This window comes from Micromonospora sp. NPDC049891 (assembly GCF_040660295.1).
GTDB lineage: Bacteria > Actinomycetota > Actinomycetes > Mycobacteriales > Micromonosporaceae > Micromonospora.
Map to the genome: position 1 here is coordinate 355,746 of NZ_JBFAML010000001.1, position 18,576 is coordinate 374,321.

Sequence of the window (18,576 nt, forward strand, 5' to 3'; positions counted from 1 at the left end):
GTCGGTCGACACCCACGTGCAAGTTGCGGGTGGTCATGGCGAAGTGGCTGTGGGGCAACCCACCGACCCTGGTGTAGGTCTGAGGGGAGACAACATGGCGGCGATGAAGCCGCGGACGGGCGACGGTCCGCTGGAAGTCACCAAGGAGGGCCGGGGCATCGTCATGCGGGTCCCGCTGGAGGGCGGTGGCCGGCTCGTCGTCGAGATGACTCCCGACGAGGCGACTGCTCTCGGTGACGCGCTGAAGGCGGCCGTCGGCTGAGTGAGGCCGGTTCGTCGGCGACGCTCGCCGCCGCGGACGGTCGTCTGGTCCCTGGCTCTGAGCCACCGGTATCACCGGTGGCTCAGAGCCGTCACACCCTCGCGCGGCCGATCCACCGCGCGTCCGTCTCCAGGAGGTACGGCTCCGCGTGCTCGCCATCCGTCTGACCGCCGAGCCGGAGCGGCTCGACACCCTGGTCCTGCCCGTGCGGCCCGGTGCCGCCGACAACGCACCGGCCGAGCCGGTCCCGACCGGAGTGACCCCGCCCGACGGGGTCGCCGACGAGGTGGCCGCCCTGATCCCGGTGGCGCGGTTCAAGGGCCGGGCCGGCGACGTGCACACGCAGCTGCGGCCCGGCGGAACTCCCCGGCGACTGCTGCTGCTCGGGGTCGGTGCGGCGGACGAGGCGGCCTGGCGGGCGGCTGGCGCGGCGCTGGTCCGCGCGGTCAAAGATGAGACTCATGTCACACTCGCCCTGTCGGCAGGAGCGGCACCGGAGGCGGTGCGAGGTCTGGTCGAAGGGCTGCTGCTCGGGTCGTACCGGTTCCGGCTGGGTGCGGACGCCGACGCCCCCGCGCTCACCGCCGTGGACCTGGCGGTCACCGACCCTGAGGCGTACGAGCAGGCCGTCACGGTGGCGCGAACCACCGCCCGGATGACCCGACTGGCCCGGGACCTCACGAACATGCCCTCCTCGGTCAAGAACCCGCAGTGGTTCGCCGGGCAGGTCGCCGAGGCCGTGGCCGACCTGCCCGGGCTGACGTTGCGGGTCCGCGAGCCGGAGCAACTGACCGCCGAGGGTTTCGGCGGCATCCTCGCCGTCGGCGGGGGATCGGCAAGCGGCCCGCGCCTGGTGGAACTGGACTGGCATCCCTCGGACGCCCGCACCCACGTGGTCCTGGTGGGCAAGGGCATCACCTTCGACACCGGCGGCATCTCGATCAAGCCCGTGCCGGCGATGAAGCTGATGCGCAAGGACATGGCCGGTGCCGCCGCCGTCGTGGCGGCCACCCTCGGAGCCGCGGCGCTGCGGCTGCCGGTGCGGGTGACCACGCTCGCGCCGCTGGCCGAGAACATGGTCAGCGGGGCCGCGTTCCGTCCCGGCGACATCGTCCGGCACTACGGCGGGCTGACCAGCGAGACGACGAACTCCGACGCCGAGGGCCGGCTGGTGCTCGCCGACGCGCTGGCGTACGCGGTGCAGGAACTCAAGCCCGACCTGCTTGTCGACCTGGCCACCCTGACCGGCGCCAACGCGGTGGCGCTGGGCACCCGAACCGGCGCCCTCTACAGCGACAACGACCAGCTCGCCGAGGATCTGCTGGCGGCGATCAGGGCGGCCGGCGAGTCGGCCTGGCGGATGCCGCTGCCCAGCGACTACGTCGAGCACCTCGGTAGCGACCTGGCCGACCTGCACAGCGCGCCGACGCAGGGCGGCGGCTCCGTGCTGGCCGCTCTCTACCTGCGGGAGTTCACCGGCGAACTGCGGGACCGTTGGCTGCACATCGACATGTCCGCACCCTCGTGGTGCGAACGCGACGACGCCGAGCTGACCCGGGGCGCGACCGGCTGGGGCGTACGCGGGCTGCTCCGCTGGTTGGCGGCGCTGGACTGAGCGTCCCGGGTCGTGCGGACCCTGGTCGGCCGGCCCGCCGGTACGGTCCTCGGCCGGCCCGCCCGCCGGTACGGCTGTCAGCCGGCCGGACCGCGGGTGGGTCGGCTCAGCAGCGCACCGCGGCCAGCAGCCCGTGGCCGACCGGCAGCAGTGCCGGGATCCAGTGCTCCGACTCGCGGATGGCCTTCACCGTCTCGCGAACCGTCACCGTCTCCGGGTCGCGGGCGGCCGGGTCGCCGATCCGGCCGCCGGCCAGCGCACCGTTGAGCACCAGCACGCCGCCCGGCCGCAGCAGCCGCAGCGCGGCGTCCACGCAGGCGGTGAAGCCGGTCACCTCGGCGTCGACGAAGACCAGGTCGTACGCGCCGTCGGCGAGCCGGGGCAGCACGTCCAGCGCCCGGCCGGTGATGATCCGGGTCCGGCCGGACACGAAGCCGGCTTCGACGAAGATGCGCCGGGCGATCCGCTGATGCTCCACCTCGACGTCGATGGTGGTGAGTACCCCGTCGGCCCGCATGCCGCGCAGCAGCCACACGCCGCTGACGCCGGTGCCGGTGCCGATCTCGACCACCGCGCGGGCATTGCCGGCGGCGGCGAGCAGGCGCAACGCGGCACCCGCGCCCGGGGTGACCGCGGCGAGGCCGACCTCGTGGGCGAGGCTGCGCGCGGTCCGCAGGACGAGGTCCTCGGTGACGTACGACTCGGCGAACTGCAGGGCCGGGTTCGTCGAACTGCCGGAACCGGCGACCGTGGCGATGGGGCACCTCCGGGCGACGAGCATGATGCGCAGGGCGGTTGGGCACTGTGACTCTAAAGGCGGCCCGCTCCGAGCGCAGCGGGGCATCCACCCGCAGTGACAACCGCTGACCCCGCGCGGCGCATCCGTGCAATCCTGGAAGCGGTATCCCGTCGACCGCGCCCGGCGCGCCGGACGTGGACGCGTGGATACCGGGGGACGGGAGTGGGAGGCACCGAGTGACCGACGGCTGGGACTGGCGCCAGCCCGGCGTGGGCGGAGCACCGGCCGGGCAGCCGGCGGCCGGGCATCCGCCAGCCGGTGTGCCCGCGACACCACAGGACGGCGGCCATCCGGCGTCGCCGTGGTGGTCCGACGCGCTCGCCGATCCGTGGCGGGATCCGTACGCACCGGCGGCTGTGGTGCTGCCCGCCGCCCCGGTGGCCGGCAGCGAGCCGGAACCGGTCACCGACCCCGACGCGGCCGGCCGGCCGAGACTCCAGCAGCTCCTGCTCATTCCGCTGGTGACCGCCCTGCTCGCCGGCGCGCTCGGTGGTGCGCTCGGCTACGCGTTCGCGATCCGTGGTGGTGCCGGCGGTGCGGTGCTCGGTGCGGTCCCCAATGCGGCGCCCACCCTCGCCCAACGGCCGCCGGAGTCGCTGGCCGGTGTCGCCGAACGCGTACTGCCCAGCGTGGTCACCGTCCGGGTCGCCGGCCTGGGTGGCACCAGCGAGGGTTCGGGCTTCATCGCCAGCGCCGACGGGCATGTGATCACCAACGATCACGTGGTGGCCGGCGGCACCGGAAAGGCCTCGGTCATCTTCAACGACGGCAGTTCGGCCTCCGCGACGGTGGTGGGGCAGGACGCGGAGTCCGACATCGCCGTGATCAAGGTCTCCCGCACCGGGCTGCGTCCGGTCGAGTTCGGTGACTCCGACGCCCTGGCCGTGGGCGACCCGGTGCTGGCGATCGGTTCCCCGCTGTCGCTGGCGAACACGGTGACCGCGGGCATCGTCAGCGCCTTGGACCGGACGATGCACGCCGGCGAGCCGGGCGGTCCGACGCGTTACTACGCCGCGATCCAGACCGACGCCGCGGTCAACCACGGCAACTCGGGTGGCCCGCTTGTCGATGCGGCGGGCCGGGTCATCGGGGTCAACTCCACGATCAAGTCTCTGGTCGCCGAGGGGCAGGAGGCCGGCAACATCGGCCTCGCCTTCGCCATCCCGATCAACCAGGCGAAGCGGATCACCCAGGACATCATCGGCACCGGGAAGGCCCGCCGTACGGTGATCGGCGCCCAGGTCGGCGGGCCCGGCTCGGGGACCAACGGCGCCGGGGTACGCCTCGCCACGGTCGAGCCGTCCGGGCCGGCCGCCGGTGCGGGACTGCGCGCCGGTGACGTGATCCTGAAGCTCAACGGCCGCCCGATGACCGAGCCGACCGACCTGATCGCCCTGGTCCGCAAGTACGCGCCCGGATCGGTGGTGACCGTCGAGTACCGCCGGGGTTCGAGCCGGCAGAACGCCTCGGTCACCCTCGCCGCGGACGCGAAGTGACCTCGCACCCTCTTCTGGCAGCGGCACCGACGTGCGTACTCTGGCTGCGGTAGCCGGGGGAAAGGGGGACCGAGGGTGTTCGAGAACCTGAACGTGTGGGAGGTTGGCGCGCTGCTGCTGCTGGCGCTGCTGATCTTCGGCGACCGGCTGCCGGTGGTGATCAGTGACGGGCTGCGGATGGTGCGCAACCTCCGCAACATGGCCCGCAGCGCCACCACCGACCTGAGCAAGGAGTTGGGCACCGACATCCAGTTGGAGGACCTGCACCCCAAGGCGTTCATCCGCAAGCACCTGCTCAGCGAGGAGGACGAGCAGGCGATCCGGAAACCGCTTCAGGGCGTCTACGACGGCCTCCGAGCGGACGTCACAGGCGTGCACGACGAACTCAAGGACGTCGCGAACGCGGCGGACCCGCGCCGGTCGAACCCGGCCCCGGCGAGCACCTCAGGCCCGGCCCCGGCCCCCCGCGCGGTCAGCTACGACGACGTCACCTGACACCCCACCGGCCCTGGAAGCGAACGACCGGGTCGGGCCGCGAGCCGCCGTCTCAACCGGGGCCGACCCGAACGGCATCCTCCCAGCGAAGGGCCGGTTCGGGCCGGACGAGGTCTACCGCGCGGTGTCAGCGCCCGGACGGCTTGAGGCCCAGCGGCTTGCCGAGCAGTGACTCGCGGCGCAGCGCCAGCCGGTCGGCCACCTGGCCCAGCGCCTTCGCCGCCGGGGAGTCCGGCTCGGCGAGCACGATCGGGTTGCCCTCGTCGCCCGCCTCCCGGACCCGGGTGTCCAGCGGCACCTGGCCCAGCAGCGGCACCTGCGCGCCGATGGTCTGCGTCAGCGAGTCCGCCACCGTCTGACCACCGCCGGCTCCGAAGATCTCCATCCGGGAGCCGTCGGGCAGTTCCAGCCACGACATGTTCTCGATCACGCCGACCACCCGCTGGTGGGTCTGCAGGGCGATCGCACCGGCCCGCTCGGCCACCTCGGCCGCGGCGGCCTGGGGGGTGGTGACCACCAGGATCTCGGCGTTCGGCAGCAGCTGGGCGAGAGAGATCGCCACGTCGCCGGTGCCCGGGGGCAGGTCGAGCAGGAGGACGTCGAGATCGCCCCAGTAGACGTCGGCGAGGAACTGCTGCAACGCGCGGTGCAGCATCGGGCCGCGCCAGACCACTGCCGCGTTGCCGGCGGTGAACATCCCGATCGAGATGACCTTCACCCCGTGCGACTGGGGCGGCATGATCATGTCTTCGACCCGGGTGGGTAGGCCGTCCGCACCGAGCATCCGAGGCACCGAGTGCCCGTAGATGTCCGCGTCCACCACGCCGACGGACAGGCCCCGGGCGGCCAGCGCCGCGGCCAGGTTGACTGTCACGCTGGACTTGCCGACGCCGCCCTTGCCGCTGGCCACCGCGTACACCCGGGTGCGGGAGCCGGGCTGGGCGAACGGGATCACCGGCTCCTGGGTCGCCCCGCCACCGCGCAGCTTCGCCTGGAGCTCCTGGCGCTGCTCGGTGCTCATCACACCGAACTCGATCTCGACGCGGCTGACCCCGCTCACCGCGCCCACGGCCGCGGTGATGTCCGAGCGCAGCTTGTCCTTCAGCGGGCAACCGGCCACGGTCAGCAGCAACTCGACCCGGACCACACCGTCCTCGCCGACCTCGGCGGAGCGCACCATGCCGAGTTCGGTGATCGGCCGGCGGATCTCCGGGTCGTTGACGGTGGCCAGGGCGGCCATGACGGCGTCGTTGACGGTGCTGACGGGAGCTGACATGCCCGCAATGCTACGTCGGCGAGGTGCCGCCACCGGTGTCGGTCACAGCGGTGTGAGCGAGTCGATCAGCTCTCCGGGCGGCGGGAGCCCGCGGTGTCGTGATGACCGTCACCCGGCTGGTCGCCGTCCACCTCGTCGCGGGGCTCGTCCAGCCCGTCACCACCGGCCCGGCCGGCCGGGCCGTCCCGGTGCCGGCGCTCCAGCCGCTGTCGCCGCTGCGCCGCCTCGTCCAGCTCCTCGGCGAGCCGGGTCAGCTCGGAGCGGACGAAGTCCCGGGTGGCCACCTCGCCCAGCGCGATCCGCAGCGCGGCGATCTCCCGGGCCAGGTACTCCGTGTCGGCCTTCTGCATGGTCGCCCGGCGTCGGTCCTCCTCCATCCCCACCCGGTCGCGGTCGGCCTGCCGGTTCTGCGCCAGCAGGATCAGCGGCGCCGCGTACGACGCCTGGATGGAGAGCATCAGGGTGAGGAACGTGAAGGTGTACGGGTCGAAGCGCAGCCCCGCCGGGGCGATGGTGTTCCAGAGGAACCAGGCGGTGATGACAAGCGTCATGTAGACGATGAAGTTCGCCGTGCCCATGCCGCGCGCGATGCCCTCGGCCCAGCGTCCGAACGTCTCCTGGTCCACCCGGGGCAGCTTCAACCCCCGGGGTTCCCGCGGCAGGTCCAGCCGCTCCGCGCGTCGTTGCTCAGTCATGGTCACCGTCCGTCGTCGAGGCCGGGGGCGCCCCGTTCTGGTGGCCGCTCGTCAGCGCGTCCCGGTCCCGCCAGTCCCGGGGCAGTGAGTGATCCAGCACGTCGTCGACGGTCACGGCGCCCACCAGCCGGTTGTTCCGGTCGATCACCGGCATGGCCACCAGGTCGTAGGTGGCCATCCGACGGGTGATCTCCGGCAGCGGGGTGGTCGGGCGCAGTGGATCGATGTCGTTGACCACCACGCCGCCGAGCAGATCGGCCGGGGGTTCGCGGAGCAGCCGCTGAAAGTGCACCATGCCCAGGTAGCGGCCGGTGGGCGTGGCCATCGGCGCCCGGACGACGAACACCTGCGCGGCCACTGCCGGGGAGAGCTGGGGCTCCCGGATTCGCGCGAGGGCCTCCGCCACTGTCGCGTCCGGGGGCAGGATGACCGGTTCGGAGGTCATCACGCTGCCCGCCGTACCCGGCGTGTACTTCAGCAGCTGCCGCACCGAATCCGCCTCGTCCGGCTCCATCAGGTCGAGCAGCACGTCCTGTTCGGGCGGTGACAGCTCGCCGAGCAGGTCGGCGGCGTCGTCCGGGTCCATCTCCTCCAGGATGTCGGCGGCCCGCTCGCGGTCCAGCGCCGCGAGGATCTCCACCTGGTCGTGCTCGGGCAGCTCGCTGAGCACGTCGGCGAGCCGCTCGTCGTCCAGGGCCGCCGCCACCTCGTTGCGCCGGGCGTCGGGCAGGTCCTGTAGCGCGTTGGCCAGGTCGGCCGGTCGCATGTCCTCAAGCACGGCCAGCAGGTTGGCGGTGCCCCGGGTTTCCGCCACGCCACTGAGCCCGCGTACCTGATTCCACTCGACCTGGTGCAGATGGCCCCGGCGAGCCAGCCGGCCGGTCTGTTCGCGGACCGCCACCCGGGCCAGCGACCACTCGCCACCACGACTGCACTCCATCGCCACGTCGACCACCGACGCGGCCCGGCCCTCCGGGGCGACCTGCACCCGCCGGTCCAGCAGTTCCTGGAGGACGAGCAGCTCGTTCGGGCGCTTCTCGAACCGGCGCAGGTTCAACGTGCCGCTGCCCAGCACGATGGCGTCGGCGTCGATCGAGGTGATCCGGTTGATGGAGAGGAAGATCCGTCGGCGCATCGGCATCTCGGCGACCAGGCCCACGACCTCGGGCGGCCGTTGGCTCACCCGCAGCCGGGCCACCGCGTCGCGTACCCGGCCCACCTGGTCGCCGTTGGGGTCGAAGACGGCGACTCCGGCGAGGCGGGCGATGTAGACCCGGGTCGGCGTGCTCACGGGCACCAGCCTAGGGGGTAGGTCGGTGCCCCGGTCCGCCATGGCCCAGGGCCGGCACGGCCGGGCAGTGACCCCGACACCCGCCCTGAGGGCCTAGTGTCTATCAACATGTCGACCTTGGCCTACGAGATCGTGGACGTCTTCACCGACCGTCCGTACGCCGGGAATCCGCTCGCGGTGGTCTTCGGCGCCGAAGGGCTGGCGACCGACCAGATGCAGGCTCTGGCGCGCGAGTTCAACCTCTCGGAGACGGTCTTCGTGCTGCCCGCCACCCAGGCCGGTGCCACCTACCGGGCGCGGATCTTCACGCCGGTCGACGAACTGCCGTTCGCCGGTCATCCCAGCGTCGGCGCTGCGGTCACCGCCGCGCGTCGGGGCCTGTTCCGGGTGGGGCAGGTCACCCAGGAGTGCGGTGCCGGCGTGCTGCCGATCGAGGTGAGCGACGGTGCCGCCACCCTGACCGGCGGCAGTCCCACCCTCGGACCCGAGCTGGAGCCGGAGCCGCTGCTGGAGATGGTCGGGCTCGGCGCGGATGACCATCTGGGTCCGGCGCCCCGGGTCGCCGGCTGCGGCCTGGAGTTCCCATTCCTGCCGGTACGCCCCGACGCTCTCGCCCGAGCCCAGGTGAACCCGGTGGCGGCCGGGCGGTACGGCATCGAGCATGTCAGCGTCTTCTCCTGGAACGCCGCCACGCAAACCGCGCGCGCCCGGGTCTTCGTCCCCGGTCTCGGTGTACCCGAGGATCCGGCGACCGGGTCGGCCGCGCTCGGTCTCGGGGTGTGGCTGGTCGCCAGCGGCCTGCTGCCCGGCGAGGGACGATCGTCGTACACCGTCCAGCAGGGCGTCGAGATGGGACGACCGTCCTCGCTGGCCTGCACCGTGACCGCAGCCGGTGGCGTGGCCGTGGGCACGAGCGTCGCAGGTCAGGTGATGCCGGTGGCGCGGGGGGAGATCCTCGTCCCGCCGTTCGTCGGCTGACCGCCGACGCGGACCGGCCCGGATGCGAGAGGATGCCGCGGTGACCGACGAGCGCGAGAACCACCCCCTGGTGGACGAGGCGATGAAGAAGGCCTCGGTGGCCTGGGTCGCGGTGGCCGGCGGTCCGCCGCTGGCCCTGTGGTGCGTGCCCCTGGAAGCGGCGCTGTTCGTGGTCAGCGGCCCCGGCGAGCAGTCCGCGCCGGGGTTGGCCGAGGCCGACGAGGCCCAGGTGACGCTGCGCGGCGACCACGGTGGCCGGATCGTCACCTGGCCGGCGCGGGTCAGCCGGGTGGCACCCGGCACCGAGCAGTGGGACACGCTCGCCCCGTTGGTGGGGGCGAAGCGACTGAACGCGCCCGGAGCGACCACCGAACTCGTCGCCCGCTGGGCCGCCGACGGTTGTGCCCTGGTGCGGCTCGCGCCGGCCGGCGAGCCGGCGCACGGTGCCGAACTGCCGACCGGCTCGTTGGCCGAGACGCCCCGGCCGACGCCGGCCGTCCGGGCCACCCGCCGGCCGTTCCGGCTGCACCGCGTCCGACGCCGCTGACCCGCCGCCGTCCGGGGGTGACGTCGGCCGGTGGGGGTGCGGGCGTGGTCACGACGGCGCGCCGACCGGGCTGGGGGCCTCGTCGACCAGGTCGATCACCTCACCGAGAGAACCCAGTGTCCGGCCGGCCCAGTCGGCGTCGAGGTTGAACACCAGATGGTCGGCGAGGTCGGGTGAGGCCAGCCGGGCCGCGCTCAGGCCGGCGCGATGCGCACCCGTCAGTTCCTGGCTGCCGCCGTCACCCACGTAGAGACAGTCCCGGGGTGACAGGCCCAGCCGTTCGCAGGCGGCCAGGTAGAGGGTCGCGTCCGGCTTGCACCGCCCCACCTGGACGGAGAACACCCGGACGTCGAGCAGTGGGGCGATCGCCAGCTCCGGCAGGAACGTCGGCAGCTCGTGGGTGCAGTCACTGATCACCCCGGTCCGTACCCCCCGTCGCCGCAGCGCCCGCAGGGTCGGCACGGCCTCGTCCCGCAACCGGGTGTCCGCGCGTACGGCCTGGTGCCGGGCAGCGGCGGCCGCTCGCAGCGCCTCCGCCGGAGGGTGTACGCCGGCCTGTTCGCACACCCAGCGCAGGGTGGCCTCGACGCTGCCGAAGCGTCCGCTGGCACGTTCGTAGAAGCTGCGGTCGAGCACCTCCAGGAAGGTGTCCGGCGGGCAGCCGAGCAGTTCGGCGGTGTCGAGGTGACCCTTGCCACGCTGGACCGGACGGGTCAACGTGCCGAAGAAGTCGAACAGCACCGCTCGGAACCTGGGCATGGGAATGCCTCCGGGCGGATGGGAGTAGCCCCGGTGAGGACGCGCATGATCGTAACCGAACGCTGACGGAAAGTGGCGCCCGTGCGGCGTGTGAAGATTGCACCCCGTGGCACCCGAACCGCACCGTCCGCCGCTCGACCTGATGACCGGCGCGGCCCTGGCCGTGGCCGTCTTCGCCGTCTCGTCGTCCGCGCCGCTTATCGCCTTCGCCGCCGCGCCGGCCCTGGCGGTGGCGTTCTGGCGCAACGTGCTGGCGGTCGCCGTGCTGAGTCCGTTCGCGCTGACCCGCCGACGGTCCGAGTTCCGCTCCCTGACCACCGGCGTCGGCCGCCGCGAGGGCATGTTCTGCGTCCTGTCCGGGGTGGCGCTGGCGGCGCACTTCGCCACCTGGATGCCGAGCGCGAAGCTCACCTCGGTGGCCGCGGCGACGGCGCTGGTGGCCACCCAGCCGGTCTGGCAGGGGCTGATCGCCCGGGCCCAGGGCCGCCGGCTACCAGCGGGCGTCTGGGCCGGCATCGGGGTGGCGGTGGCCGGGGCGGTGCTGGCGACCGGGGCCGACTTCACGGTCTCCGGCGAGGCCTTCACCGGGGACCTGCTGGCGCTGGCCGGTGGCCTGTTCGCGGCGGTGTACACGGCGCTGGGGGAGCGTGCCCGGGTCACCGTCAGCAACGCCACCTACACCACCATCTGCTACGGCGTCTGCGGGCTGATCCTGCTGGTGGTCTGCCTGGTCGGCGGGGTGCCGCTGAGCGGCTTCGACACCGGTACCTGGTTGGCCGTGCTCGCCCTGGTCGGCGGGGCGCAACTGCTCGGCCACTCGATGTTCAGTTACGCCCTGCGGCGGGTCTCCGCCACCACTGTGAGCGTGCTGATCCTGCTGGAGGCACCCGGTGCGGCGCTCATCGGCTGGGCGTGGTTGGGTCAGCTACCCGACCCGGTGACCCTGCCCGGCCTGTCGTTGCTGCTGGTCGGCGTCGCCGTGGTGGTGTTGTCCAGCGCCCGCACGGCCCGGCGTACGGCACGGGTCAGCACCGCGGTGCCGGCGGACGCGGCACCGGTCCGCGACTGACGCCGGCCCGGCCGGTCACACCTCGTGCGCCTCGAGCACCCGGGTCCGGGGTGCGGCCTCACCCAGCCTCGCGCGCAGCGCGGTCCGCTCCGGATCGGCCAGGAACGCCTCGTAACCGGCCCGCGTGTCGAACCTGATGACGTGCACCTCGGAGCACCCGTCACCGGTACGCAGCCGCCGTTCCAGCCGGCCACCGTGCCGTGGCAGCAGGGCGAGCACCGTGTCCTCGTACCGTTGCCCGGCCTCGACCGCGTCGTCGGGCAGCTCCACGAGCGCGACCAGGCGCACCGCTGCCTCCGGGTCGGTGACAAGGGACTTCCAGAACTGGTGGTCGACGTGGCCGCCCGGGATGCCCTCCCGCCGGCCGGTGTCGAGGTAGCCGTGCCGGCGGTAGAAGCCCGGGGCCTGGAACGAGAACGAGGCGACCGAGATCTCGGTGCAGCCGCGTCGTCGGGCCTCGTGCTCGGCCGCCGCCAGCAACCGGCCACCCCAGCCTTCGCCGCGGCGGTCCGCACGCACCCAGACCATGTTGATCCCGGCGCAGGTGTCCCAGCTCCACCCGGTCAACCCGGCCACGAGCTCACCGTCCGCGTCGGTGACCCGGACGGACAGCTCCGCCTCGTCGGCGGCGCCGGTGGCCTGCTGGTTGAAGGCGGTCAACTCCGCGTCCAGCCGGGTGGCCAGTTCCTCGTCCTTGCCGAGCACCCGCAGGCTGGTGCCGTCCGTGACCGTCATGGCGCGGAGTATCGCAAGGTTTTCCCGACGGCGGCGACCCGGTTGTACCGCCGGACGAGCCGTCAGCCCGGGACGCCGACAGCGGCGGCGCTGGCCGCCCAGAGTCGTGCCGCGAGTCGCGGGTCGGCCGCCTTCGGCCACGGGCGGCGTGGCCGGCAGTCGAAGTAGTAACCACCGTCCCGCAACCGGGACCGGTCCTGGTTGGCGAGCCACACGAGCGTCTGCGCCCCCTTGACCGGACTGCGGAACGGCAACAGACGCATGCCCAGGGCGACGATCCGGCTGTCGTTGCCGAAGCGGGTCCGCACCACCCCGGGATGGAAGCAGTACGACTCGACCTGCGGCCACCTCCGAGCCGCCTCGGCGGTGAACAGGATGTTCGCCTGCTTGCTGGTGCCGTACGCGGACAGCGGACGGTAGCGGCGCAGTGGCGCGTTGAGGTCGTCCGGATCGAGCCTGCCGCTGCGGTGCGCGCCGGAGGCGGTCACCACCATTCGACTCACCCGGTCGGCCAGCAGGTTGGCGAGCAGGAAGGGCGCCAGGTGGTTGGCCTGGATGGACAGCTCGAAACCGTCGACGGTGGTGACCGGCTGGAGCACGATCGCACCGGCGTTGTTGGCCAGCACGTCGATCCGGTCGTACGCGGCGCGCAGCCGCTCGGCCATCTGCCGGACGTCGTCGAGGACGGCGAAGTCGGCGCGGAACACCTCGGGTCGCTCCCCGGATGCCTCGCGTACCTCTTCGGCGGCGGCCCGCAGTCGAGCCGGATCCCGGCCGACCAGGACGACCCGGTCTCCCCGGCAGGCCAGGTTGGTGGCGGCGGCCAACCCGATGCCCGAACTCGCTCCGGTGATCACGACCAGTCGGCGGTCAGTGACATCTTCCACAGGTCCATTCACCCCGGTCACGGGACGAGGTTACCGTGACGTCACAAACACCTTTGGGATCGTTAAGTCAGGGGCGGCGGACCGGCCGTACCCCGGAAGGAGCGCCGTCCATGGCCGTTGTTGGGCGTCCCCGCCGGTCCTGCCTGGCCGTGCCCGGATCGAGCGTCAAGATGCTCGGCAAGGCCCAGGGCCTCCCGGCCGACCAGGTCTTCCTCGACCTGGAGGACGCGGTCGCCCCACTGGCCAAGCCGGACGCCCGCAAGAACATCGTGGCCGCGCTCAACGAGGGCGACTGGGCCGGCAAGACCCGGGTGGTCCGGGTCAACGACCTCACCACCCCGTGGACCTACCGGGACGTCATCGACGTGGTGGAGGGCGCCGGGGCCAACCTCGACTGTGTGATGCTGCCGAAGGTGCAGAACGCGGCGCAGGTGCAGTGGCTGGACCTGACCCTCACCCAGCTGGAGAAGACCCTCGGCCTGGAGGTGGGCCGGATCGGCATCGAGGCGCAGATCGAGAACGCCGCCGGCCTGGTGAACGTCGACGCCATCGCCGCCGCCTCGCCACGCGTCGAGACGATCATCTTCGGCCCGGCCGACTTCATGGCCTCGATCAACATGAAATCACTTGTGGTCGGCGCGCTCATCCCCGACTACCCGGGCGACCCGTACCACTACATCCTGATGCGCATCCTGATGGCCGCCCGGACGCACGACAAACAGGCCATCGACGGCCCGTTCCTGCAGATCCGGGACACCGACGCGTTCCGTGAGGTGGCGAAGCGGTCGGCGGCGCTCGGTTTCGACGGCAAGTGGGTACTGCACCCGGGGCAGATCGATGCCGCGAACGAGGTCTATTCGCCGGCCCAGGCCGACTACGACCACGCCGAACTGATCCTCGACGCGTATGAGCACTACACCTCGGAGGCGGGTGGCCGGCTGGGCGCGGTCATGCTCGGCGACGAGATGATCGACGAGGCGTCCCGCAAGATGGCGCTGGTGATCGCCGCAAAGGGCCGGGCGGCCGGGATGACGCGTACCTCGACGTTCACCCCGCCGGCCGGGTAGCTACCGCCTTCGCGCGCCCGCCCCGACCTCGACCGGGGCGGGCGGCGCAGGTCAGTTGCTGGACGACGAGTTCGCGACGGCGAAGACGATCGCTACGGCGTAACCGATGATCACCAACGCGAGCAGGCCGGTGAGGATCCAGCCGACGATGATGGCGGCCTTGGCCATCCCCTCGCCGCTCTCGCCGGTCTCCCGGATCTGGCCCATGGCCACGTGACCCATGATGGCGCCGATCGGGGCGGTGATGCACGAGCCGACCCCGATCAGGGAGAGGACCAGGGCGACGATCGCCATGGAGTTCGTCTTCTGCTGCGGGTAGCCGTACCCGGGCGGGGGATAGCCGTAGCCGGGTGGGGCCGGCGGGTAGCCGGAAGGCTGGGCCGGCGGATAACCGACGGGCGGGTACGGCGCGGCGGCCGGGTCCGACTTCATGCCGGCGTACGGGTCGGCAGACGGCTGGTACGGGTCGTAACCGGCCGGCTGCGGTGGGATCGGTGGTTGCGGGTTGAGTGACATGGTCGGGTCGGCGGGCGGGCCGGACGGCTGGCCGGTCGATGCGGGATCGGGCCAGCCGCCCGCCGGCGGGGGTTGCGTCATCGGGCTTCTCTTCCGTCGCGATGTTGTGGCGCAGTCAGGGTAGTCACCGCCGCGCAGCCCGCGACGCGCCCGGCACCGGGCGCGCGTTGCCCGACAGCGGCGGTAAAGGGCAGGATCTCCGCATGGGGATTGACGCGCGTGCGGCGGACCGTTCCGGCAACAGACCGAGACGGGACGTGAGCCGGCCGGGCATGGCTCGACGCCCACGTTCCGCCGCGGCATCGGAGTCCGGCGAACAGGACGCGCCGGCGCCGCTGCCGGAGCCGGTGACGATGCGGTTGGACGGCAAGGTGGCGCTGGTGACGGGGGCGGGCAGCCCGGACGGCATCGGGTACGCCACCGCGCGCCGACTCTCCGACCTGGGAGCCCGGGTGGCGATCGTGTCGACCACCCGGCGCATCCACGAACGGGCCGGCGAACTCGGGGTGATTGGTTTCGTCGCCGACCTCACCGACGAGTCGGAGGTGGGCGCGCTTGCCGATGCCGTCGCCGAGCAGCTCGGCGACGTCGAGGTGCTGGTCAACAACGCCGGTCTGGCCAGCCGGGCCAGCCCGGAGGTGCTGCGCCCGGTCGCGCAGCTCAGCTACGACGAGTGGCGGGGTGAGATCGACCGGAACCTGACCACCGCCTTCCTGTGCAGCCGAGCCTTCATCGGCGGCATGGCCGAACGCGGTTGGGGCCGGATCGTCAACCTCTCCGCCACCGCCGGTCCGGTCAACGCCCTGCCCACCGAGGCGGCGTACGCGGCGGCCAAGGCTGGCGTGGTGGGCCTGACCAGGGCGCTGGCCATGGAGATGATCGCCGACGGGGTGACGGTCAACGCGGTGGCCCCGGGCACCATCTACACCGCGGCGTCGACAATGGCCGAGATCAAGCAGGGGCTGGGTACGCCGGTGGGGCGCCCCGGCACGCCGGACGAGGTCGCCGCGGCGATCACGTTCCTCTGCTCGCCCGCCGCGTCGTACATCACCGGGCAGATGCTCGTGGTCGACGGCGGCAACAGCGTCCGGGAGGCCCAGTTCCGCTGAGTGGCCTTTCGAGGTCCCCGGCCGGCCGGCGGCTCTAGGTTCTGGTGCCGTCGGAGCCGGCCCAGATCGCCAGCGCCAGCCAGCCGCAGCAGGCCAGCAGGAACAGGCCGGTGAAGATGTAGCTGAGGATCAGGCCCCAGTTGGCGAGCTGCTCACCGTCCTCGCCGCTGGTGCGCAGCTGCCGCTTGGCCAGGTGTCCGAGGGCGATGCCGGCGGGGGCGAAGACGAAGGCGAAGACCAGCGACAGGATGGCCAGTACGTTCGTACCGCGTCCGCCGCCCTGGCCGCCCGGCGGTCCGTACTGCCCGTAGGGCACCTGGGGGGCGTACGGCGGTTGCTGGCCCCACTGCTGGCCGTGCGGCGGCTGGCCCGGATGCTCGTACGACGGCTGCCCGTACGCCGGCTGTCCGTGCTGCTGTTCGCCCGGCTGCTGTCCGTACGGTTGGCCGTACTGCGGCTGCTGGCTGCCCGGTGGTGGCTCGTAGGGCGACGGTGGCTGGTCCGGCTCCGGTGGGTGGCCCACGCTCTCCTCCTCCGTCCCGCCGTACGGTCCCCGTTCGGGCGTCCGCCCTGGTGGGGAGGCCCTCATTGCGGGACGCTACCCGCAGCGGTGAACCTTTTCACAGCGGTTGTGTGGACTGGTCACCTTGGCCGCTCCGGCCCGGGCGACCGATACTGATCGAGCGTTTAGTTACCAATGAGTAAGGCGCCGATTCCCCGGAGGCTGAGATGGCTCGACTCGCCCAGACGCCCGGCCTGACCGACGAGCAGCGGTCGATCCTGGAGACCGTCCGGGAGTTCGCGGACAAGGAGATCATCCCGCACGCGCAGCGCCTGGAGCACGCCGACGAGTACCCGGCCGACATCCTCGACGGGATGAAGGAGATGGGCCTGTTCGGGCTCACCATCGCCGAGGAGCACGGCGGTCTCGGCGAGTCCCTGCTGACCTACGCGCTGGTGGTGGAGGAACTCTCCCGGGGCTGGATGTCGATCTCCGGCATCGTCAACACGCACTTCATCGTGGCGTATCTGATCTCCCAGCACGGCTCCGCCGAACAGCAGGCCCGGCTGCTGCCGAGGATGGCCACCGGCGAGGTGCGCGGTGCCTTCTCGATGTCGGAACCGGAGTGCGGCTCCGACGTCTCGGCGATCAAGTCGAAGGCCGTCCGTGACGGCGACCGCTTCGTCATCAACGGCCAGAAGATGTGGCTGACGAACGGCGCGTACTCGTCGGTGGTGGCCACCCTGGTCCGGACCGAGACCGGTGCCGACTCGGTCTACGGCAACATGAGCACCTTCCTGCTGGAGAAGGAACCCGGCTTCGGCGAGACCGCCCCGGGCCTGACCATCCCCGGCAAGATCGACAAGATGGGCTACAAGGGCGTCGAGACCACCGAGATGGTGCTCGACGGTGTCACCGTCCCCGACAGCGCCGTCCTCGGCGGAGCCGACCAGGTCGGCCGGGGCTTCTACCAGATGATGGACGGCATCGAGGTCGGCCGGGTCAATGTGGCCGCCCGTGCCTGCGGCATCTCCATCCGGGCCTTCGAGCTGGCCGTCGGGTACGCCCAGCAGCGCCGGACCTTCGGCCAGCCGCTCGCGAAGCACCAGGCCATCGCCTTCAAGCTGGCCGAGATGGGTACGAAGATCGAGGCGGCGCACGCCCTGATGGTCAACGCGGCCCGACTCAAGGACGCCGGCCAGCGCAACGACGTCGAGGCGGGGATGGCGAAACTGCTCGCCTCGGAGTACTGCGCCGAGGTCGTCCAGGAGGCGTTCCGCATCCACGGAGGCTACGGCTACTCGAAGGAGTACGAGATCGAGCGGCTGATGCGGGAGGCCCCGTTCCTGCTCATCGGCGAGGGCACCTCCGAGATCCAGAAGACGATCATCTCCCGGGGTCTGCTCCGCGAGTACAAGCTCTGAGCGGTACGGAAGGCGGCCTCGCGCGATCAGGGTCCCTGCTGACGTGGGTCACGCCGAGGCGGCCTGCGCCGCCCGCAACAGCCGGAGTTGGCCGATCTCGGCCACGTTCTTCATCAGCTCGGCGTTGACCCACGCCACCAGGTGCCGGACGGTGTGCCCGCTCTCCGCCGGCCACGGGAACGTGGCAGCGGCCTCAAGATCGCCGTCGGTGAGGTCGTCGAGCACCACCAGCCACCGGGTACGCAGGTCCCGCAGCCACGACACGGTCTCCGCGCCCGGCCCGGGCCAGTCGACATCCTCCCGCGCCGGCACCGGGCGTCCGCTCAGGTGGTCGGTCGCCGAAGTCCACCACCAGCCGAGATGCCAGGTCAGCCAGGCGATCGTGGGCACCGGGACCGGATCGGGTTCGGCGTCCGCCCAGTCCGGTTTCCACAGGCCCTCGGGATCGCGGTGCATGGTCCACCGGTGCTCGGCCGGCTGCCACCGGAAATCCGCCGGCTCCAGGCGATCGAGGTGGTACTCGAACAGCGACCAGGTGAGGTCGAACTGCCACCGGAGGAGGCTCTGGCACGACGTGGGCATCCGCACAGGATGCCGCTGACCGCCGCCCGGGTCGACCGGTATTCAGCTCCGGCGGGTCAGCCCGGCGGCGGCTCGCTCCACGATCAGGCAGCGGTCCTCCACGTAGTCGATGCCGGCTTCCTCGGCGATCCGCCGGGCCTGCGGCGAGACGATGCCGAGCTGCAACCACACCGCCGGGGCACCGATCGCCACCGCCTGCCGGACCACCTCCACGGCGTCGTCGGCCGGCCGGAACACGTCGACCAGGTCGACCGGGTGCGGGATGTCTGCCAGGGACCGGTACACCGGCTCGCCGAAGAGTTCGTCGGCGGTCGGGTTGACCGGGATGATGCGCCAGCCGTGCCGCTGCATCTCCAGCGGTACCCGGTGGGCAGCCTTGAACGGATCGCGGGACGCGCCCACGACGGCGATCACGCCGGCGTCGGCGAGGATCTGCTTGGCGGAACGCATCCGACGACTGTAGCCGGGTCGC

At 72.1% G+C, this 18,576-nt stretch carries 21 protein-coding genes; 10 read left to right on the top strand and 11 right to left on the bottom strand.

What is annotated here, in order from left to right:
• Positions 1 to 94 precede the first annotated feature (94 nt).
• Positions 95 to 262: a DUF3117 domain-containing protein gene (locus AB0I71_RS01785; RefSeq protein ID WP_203990634.1), complete on the top strand. Its 168-nt coding sequence runs from the start codon at positions 95 to 97 to the stop codon at positions 260 to 262.
• A 148-nt stretch (positions 263 to 410) separates the two neighbouring features.
• The gene (locus AB0I71_RS01790; RefSeq protein ID WP_357581324.1) at positions 411 to 1,877 is read left to right on the top strand and encodes a leucyl aminopeptidase family protein; all 1,467 of its coding nucleotides are present in this window, start codon (positions 411 to 413) and stop codon (positions 1,875 to 1,877) included.
• A gap of 106 nt (positions 1,878 to 1,983) precedes the next feature.
• Here the strand turns inward: AB0I71_RS01790 and AB0I71_RS01795 are convergent, their stop codons facing one another.
• Positions 1,984 to 2,658 carry an O-methyltransferase gene (locus AB0I71_RS01795; protein WP_357581325.1) on the bottom strand — a complete coding sequence of 225 codons (675 nt, stop codon included), beginning with the start codon at positions 2,656 to 2,658 and terminating at the stop codon, positions 1,984 to 1,986.
• A gap of 194 nt (positions 2,659 to 2,852) precedes the next feature.
• On the opposite strand from AB0I71_RS01795, the gene AB0I71_RS01800 reads away from it, so the two are divergent.
• Complete coding sequence (locus AB0I71_RS01800) at positions 2,853 to 4,172, top strand: trypsin-like peptidase domain-containing protein (RefSeq protein WP_357581326.1); 1,320 nt, start codon at positions 2,853 to 2,855, stop codon at positions 4,170 to 4,172.
• A gap of 75 nt (positions 4,173 to 4,247) precedes the next feature.
• Positions 4,248 to 4,667, top strand: a complete 420-nt coding sequence (locus AB0I71_RS01805) for a preprotein translocase subunit TatB (RefSeq protein ID WP_357581327.1) — start codon at positions 4,248 to 4,250, stop codon at positions 4,665 to 4,667.
• Between the two features lie 127 nt (positions 4,668 to 4,794).
• Here the strand turns inward: AB0I71_RS01805 and AB0I71_RS01810 are convergent, their stop codons facing one another.
• The 3 genes from AB0I71_RS01810 to AB0I71_RS01820 all read right to left on the bottom strand — a co-directional run bounded on the left by AB0I71_RS01810 (position 4,795) and on the right by AB0I71_RS01820 (position 7,929).
• Entirely contained in the window at positions 4,795 to 5,943 is a 1,149-nt protein-coding gene (locus AB0I71_RS01810; RefSeq protein WP_357581328.1) for an Mrp/NBP35 family ATP-binding protein, read from the bottom strand.
• Positions 5,944 to 6,008: 65 nt separating this feature from the next.
• Positions 6,009 to 6,638 (bottom strand): DUF1003 domain-containing protein, encoded by a 630-nt coding sequence (locus AB0I71_RS01815; RefSeq protein ID WP_357581329.1) that lies wholly within the window; start codon positions 6,636 to 6,638, stop codon positions 6,009 to 6,011.
• Positions 6,631 to 7,929, bottom strand: a complete 1,299-nt coding sequence (locus AB0I71_RS01820) for a CBS domain-containing protein (RefSeq protein ID WP_357581330.1) — start codon at positions 7,927 to 7,929, stop codon at positions 6,631 to 6,633. Before AB0I71_RS01820 ends, AB0I71_RS01815 begins: the two co-directional genes overlap by 8 nt.
• Before the next feature lie 108 nt (positions 7,930 to 8,037).
• On the opposite strand from AB0I71_RS01820, the gene AB0I71_RS01825 reads away from it, so the two are divergent.
• Together AB0I71_RS01825 and AB0I71_RS01830 are read left to right on the top strand one after the other, a co-directional pair.
• The gene (locus AB0I71_RS01825) at positions 8,038 to 8,907 is read left to right on the top strand and encodes a PhzF family phenazine biosynthesis protein (protein WP_357581331.1); all 870 of its coding nucleotides are present in this window, start codon (positions 8,038 to 8,040) and stop codon (positions 8,905 to 8,907) included.
• A gap of 22 nt (positions 8,908 to 8,929) precedes the next feature.
• Positions 8,930 to 9,454: a hypothetical protein gene (locus tag AB0I71_RS01830; protein WP_357581332.1), complete on the top strand. Its 525-nt coding sequence runs from the start codon at positions 8,930 to 8,932 to the stop codon at positions 9,452 to 9,454.
• A gap of 48 nt (positions 9,455 to 9,502) precedes the next feature.
• Here the strand turns inward: AB0I71_RS01830 and AB0I71_RS01835 are convergent, their stop codons facing one another.
• Positions 9,503 to 10,213, bottom strand: a complete 711-nt coding sequence (locus AB0I71_RS01835) for an HAD family hydrolase (protein WP_357581333.1) — start codon at positions 10,211 to 10,213, stop codon at positions 9,503 to 9,505.
• A gap of 142 nt (positions 10,214 to 10,355) precedes the next feature.
• Between AB0I71_RS01835 and AB0I71_RS01840 the strand changes: the two genes are divergently transcribed.
• Positions 10,356 to 11,282 carry a DMT family transporter gene (locus tag AB0I71_RS01840; protein ID WP_357581613.1) on the top strand — a complete coding sequence of 309 codons (927 nt, stop codon included), beginning with the start codon at positions 10,356 to 10,358 and terminating at the stop codon, positions 11,280 to 11,282.
• 15 nt (positions 11,283 to 11,297) lie between these two features.
• Here AB0I71_RS01840 and AB0I71_RS01845 read toward each other — a convergent pair whose 3' ends face one another.
• Both AB0I71_RS01845 and AB0I71_RS01850 read right to left on the bottom strand, forming a co-directional pair.
• Positions 11,298 to 12,017, bottom strand: coding sequence for a GNAT family N-acetyltransferase (locus AB0I71_RS01845; RefSeq protein WP_357581334.1), 720 nt, complete (start codon positions 12,015 to 12,017; stop codon positions 11,298 to 11,300).
• Positions 12,018 to 12,079: 62 nt separating this feature from the next.
• Positions 12,080 to 12,904 (bottom strand): SDR family NAD(P)-dependent oxidoreductase, encoded by an 825-nt coding sequence (locus AB0I71_RS01850; RefSeq protein ID WP_357581614.1) that lies wholly within the window; start codon positions 12,902 to 12,904, stop codon positions 12,080 to 12,082.
• Positions 12,905 to 13,014: 110 nt separating this feature from the next.
• Here AB0I71_RS01850 and AB0I71_RS01855 point away from each other — a divergent pair, with 110 nt between their 5' ends.
• Complete coding sequence (locus AB0I71_RS01855) at positions 13,015 to 13,971, top strand: CoA ester lyase (RefSeq protein ID WP_357581335.1); 957 nt, start codon at positions 13,015 to 13,017, stop codon at positions 13,969 to 13,971.
• 51 nt (positions 13,972 to 14,022) lie between these two features.
• On the opposite strand, the gene AB0I71_RS01860 is transcribed toward AB0I71_RS01855, so the two are convergent.
• Complete coding sequence (locus AB0I71_RS01860; RefSeq protein WP_357581336.1) at positions 14,023 to 14,568, bottom strand: DUF4190 domain-containing protein; 546 nt, start codon at positions 14,566 to 14,568, stop codon at positions 14,023 to 14,025.
• 122 nt (positions 14,569 to 14,690) lie between these two features.
• Here AB0I71_RS01860 and AB0I71_RS01865 point away from each other — a divergent pair, with 122 nt between their 5' ends.
• Positions 14,691 to 15,596 (top strand): SDR family NAD(P)-dependent oxidoreductase, encoded by a 906-nt coding sequence (locus tag AB0I71_RS01865; protein WP_357581337.1) that lies wholly within the window; start codon positions 14,691 to 14,693, stop codon positions 15,594 to 15,596.
• Between the two features lie 34 nt (positions 15,597 to 15,630).
• Here the strand turns inward: AB0I71_RS01865 and AB0I71_RS01870 are convergent, their stop codons facing one another.
• Positions 15,631 to 16,119: a DUF4190 domain-containing protein gene (locus AB0I71_RS01870; protein ID WP_357581338.1), complete on the bottom strand. Its 489-nt coding sequence runs from the start codon at positions 16,117 to 16,119 to the stop codon at positions 15,631 to 15,633.
• Between the two features lie 206 nt (positions 16,120 to 16,325).
• Between AB0I71_RS01870 and AB0I71_RS01875 the strand changes: the two genes are divergently transcribed.
• On the top strand, positions 16,326 to 17,522 hold the full coding sequence (locus AB0I71_RS01875; protein WP_357581339.1) for an acyl-CoA dehydrogenase family protein: 1,197 nt from the start codon (positions 16,326 to 16,328) through the stop codon (positions 17,520 to 17,522).
• A 48-nt stretch (positions 17,523 to 17,570) separates the two neighbouring features.
• On the opposite strand, the gene AB0I71_RS01880 is transcribed toward AB0I71_RS01875, so the two are convergent.
• Both AB0I71_RS01880 and AB0I71_RS01885 read right to left on the bottom strand, forming a co-directional pair.
• On the bottom strand, positions 17,571 to 18,104 hold the full coding sequence (locus tag AB0I71_RS01880; RefSeq protein ID WP_357581340.1) for a DinB family protein: 534 nt from the start codon (positions 18,102 to 18,104) through the stop codon (positions 17,571 to 17,573).
• Positions 18,105 to 18,146: 42 nt separating this feature from the next.
• Positions 18,147 to 18,554: a CoA-binding protein gene (locus tag AB0I71_RS01885; protein WP_357581341.1), complete on the bottom strand. Its 408-nt coding sequence runs from the start codon at positions 18,552 to 18,554 to the stop codon at positions 18,147 to 18,149.
• Positions 18,555 to 18,576 lie beyond the last annotated feature (22 nt).